This is a genomic window from Effusibacillus pohliae DSM 22757 (assembly GCF_000376225.1).
GTDB classification, from domain to species: Bacteria; Bacillota; Bacilli; order Tumebacillales; family Effusibacillaceae; genus Effusibacillus; species Effusibacillus pohliae.
Genome location: NZ_AQXL01000042.1, coordinates 1 through 2,999, shown reverse-complemented (window position 1 = coordinate 2,999; position 2,999 = coordinate 1). Strand labels below are relative to the sequence as shown.

Below are 2,999 nucleotides of genomic sequence, written 5' to 3'. Positions count from 1 at the left end.
GAATTCGTGCGCAGGTACAACAACCGCCGGCTACATTCGAGCCTGCATTACCTACCGCCAGCCGAATTCCATCGCCGCCATCTTGAGACAGGACTGCAACCAAAGCGCCCTGTGAGGGTGTGACGCACGTGGGTGCGTATTGTGGGCCTTTGCCCTTAACTGCCTCAAGCCAGAGGGAGGCGGAGCTGTTAAGGGGAACCGAAGGTTCAGTGTCAGCGACCCTTGACAGACCGACGACCGATGGCAATTTATGGACCTGGGCAAAGGCTGTAGAAAGAATGCGAAAGATCACAATATCAGGAGCATATGTCCAATCTACGGGTGTTAATCCGCAACATGCGAGCAGGCTCGGAGGTTTCTGGCTTCGTATGACATGTTGACCAGCCCTCGAAACAGTAACGGAGCATGTAGTGTGGTGCCAGGGTGATGCCAGGATGGTGCCACATAACTTGCACGTGTCGCCAAAAAAAGGTAGGCTTCTTGTGAAGACAATGGAGAATCTGAAGGCGTTGGATCATGTCAGGGTGACGAGAGTGGGTGTTTACAGTGTCTTCCAATATGCAATTGCGAAAGTTCATAATTCGCAGAATGATGCAACACCAAAAACCGGGAAGCGGATCGCACTGGGATCGGGAGCGGGATATTAAGATGGGAAAAGACAGGTTGCTGGAGTGGGAGTGGCTTGAAACCCTTATAGCGGACGTTCCGCATGTGGTGATCGGAGGCATGGCAGTGAACCAGTTTGCCCCTCCACGGCACACGGAGGACTTTGATGTGGCTGTTGCGGCGAAGGATTTGCAGATCGTCGTGGAAAAGTTGAAAACAGCGGGTTTTGAGGTTGTGGGAGAGCTTGGTATCGGGGGTTTTTCTCTAAGATCCCCGAAGGGAGTCATGATCGATGTAGTGCTCCTGGATGAGGAGTGGGCAGATGATGCGGTTCAGCACCCGTATCGAGTCGGACCTTTTCCGGTCCTGGACTTGCCTTACCTCCTGTTGCTCAAGATGAAGGCGAGTCGAGGCGTGGATATTGGGGATATGCAACGGATGTTGCATGGAGCGAGCGAGGAAGAGCGCAATCGAGTTCGCAAGGTGTTTGAACGGTATGCGCCGTCCGATCTGGAAGATCTGGAGCAGCTTATCCTGCTATCGGATCAAGCATGGTGAGTGTCGGAGAAAGTATCCGGACAGATGTAAGGCGCACCGCCGAAACAGAAAGTGAACGAGAAGTTCGGTTTGAAACTGAAGGAGAGGGGCCGGCGGTAGATCGGCCCCTGTACATAAACCGTGGGGCACACGGGGTTAGCCTGGTCAACTTCCTCTCACGAGAGAGGATTACCCAGGAACACCCAACAGGCGAGCGGGTTCGGAGGTTTGTGACATAATCGGGTGCTCGAAAGAAAACAGAGATGTTTTGTGTGAGAGCACGCATGGTGACGAGCCCTCGAAACAGCGGCGAAGTTCATTGGGTGATGTCAGTAAATTAGTACTCAGATTAACTTCACGGAGGTACCTCGAAACAGCGGCGAAGTTCATTGGGTGATGTTAATAATACCTTTCCAAGGACACTTCCCCCTAGATTGGGGGGACAGACCAAAGGACCTTGGCATCTTTCACGGATGCGCCTCCTTAATCTGAACCGTTGGGCACACGGGGATCGCCTGGTCAACTTTCCCTCGTGGGAGGGGATTACCCGGGAACACCCAACAGGCGAGCGGGTTCGGGAGCATTGACAAGCACTTGAACCGATAGCAGAACATGTTGGGTGATGCCACATCATAGGCGTGACATACTGTCACAGCGAGGGACACTTCCCCCTGGATAGGGTTGTGGAGGGTGATGCTATCGCCAAAAGAAGAAAACCGGCACTGGGCCGGCTTCGTACATGCTCTCAGGAAACAGATGCTTTCTTCTTTTCTTCTTGCTCAACACGCTTCAGCAATGCCTCAAACTCCTGGGCTGTGTAAATCCGGGCGCCACTCGTCGCTGGCGAAACCTTCACCGTGAACACTGCGGGGCGATGGACGGAACGCTTAGTTTTGTTGTTCATTGCCATCTCCTCCCTCTTGACCATATTTTCGCACAAACTCGACAATCTCGTCAATGAATCCAAGCGTTGAAATAATTTGTGACACTTCTGGAAATACTTCCTTGAAGTCGGAAATCTCCGCATTTTCCTTCGTCACGGCGATATAGAGTCCCATACGAAGATATTTTCCGGGGTTTCGAGCGAACAATAGGACCGTCGCATCGGGTGATCCATCCAATTTTACATAGTTTTCGGTCTTTGCTTTATCGTCTGTTAGAAACACTTTGACCCGCTGTTCGTCTCTTTGATAGATGTCTTCGAATTCGGTATCTGATATCTTCCCTTTTTTAAGAAGGTCAAACACTTGTCCAAAACGGACCATCGATAAAGCCACATTTTCCTCGTCGGTCCCTTGCTTCTCTTGCGCACGGGGAACTACAAAGTAAAGTCGAAAGTCTTTTCTTCTCAGTCCAAGATTTACACATATCGTATCCACGATAGTGATGATCAGTTCCCATATGCTATCTCTAACAGCTTCCTCGCTTTTCTGTTCGTCGATAGCGAATATGGCGGCAGCCAATTCATCCTTGTACAAGACAATTGGGTCTTGAACTGATACCTCGGGTTCCTTCCTGAGAAGAAGGTACATCAGTTTCTTCAGCAGAAGGAAAACTCCAACAAACGGCCAAAACAACAAGTTGGCATAAAGAGCTCTCAACAATGGATTTGCGGTGACACTGGGTTGCAGGGAGCCGAAAAATTGGTAGATGCTCAACATCAACGGAATACTGTCCTGAAGAGACTTATACAGGATTGCTGATGATTGGGTAAGAAGCCATAATCCCCAGATGCCCGTCCAATCCTTGTGCTCGATTACCGCCTTTTTTAAGCGGGTAACTCTTCTTGACCACTTTCGTTTGGTTGATAATTTTATCGACATCAAATCCCCTCCTTGATCACCAGGATCAATTTA

The 2,999-nt window shown here is 50.2% G+C and carries 3 protein-coding genes; 1 reads left to right on the top strand and 2 read right to left on the bottom strand.

The window, feature by feature from the left end:
• Positions 1-648: 648 nt before the first annotated feature.
• Positions 649-1,164 carry a hypothetical protein gene (locus C230_RS18905; RefSeq protein ID WP_051074191.1) on the top strand — a complete coding sequence of 172 codons (516 nt, stop codon included), beginning with the start codon at positions 649-651 and terminating at the stop codon, positions 1,162-1,164.
• A gap of 724 nt (positions 1,165-1,888) precedes the next feature.
• On the opposite strand, the gene C230_RS22175 is transcribed toward C230_RS18905, so the two are convergent.
• Both C230_RS22175 and C230_RS0100625 read right to left on the bottom strand, forming a co-directional pair.
• Positions 1,889-2,047, bottom strand: a complete 159-nt coding sequence (locus C230_RS22175; RefSeq protein WP_018130158.1) for a hypothetical protein — start codon at positions 2,045-2,047, stop codon at positions 1,889-1,891.
• Positions 2,031-2,966: a hypothetical protein gene (locus tag C230_RS0100625; RefSeq protein WP_018130157.1), complete on the bottom strand. Its 936-nt coding sequence runs from the start codon at positions 2,964-2,966 to the stop codon at positions 2,031-2,033. Before C230_RS0100625 ends, C230_RS22175 begins: the two co-directional genes overlap by 17 nt.
• Positions 2,967-2,999 lie beyond the last annotated feature (33 nt).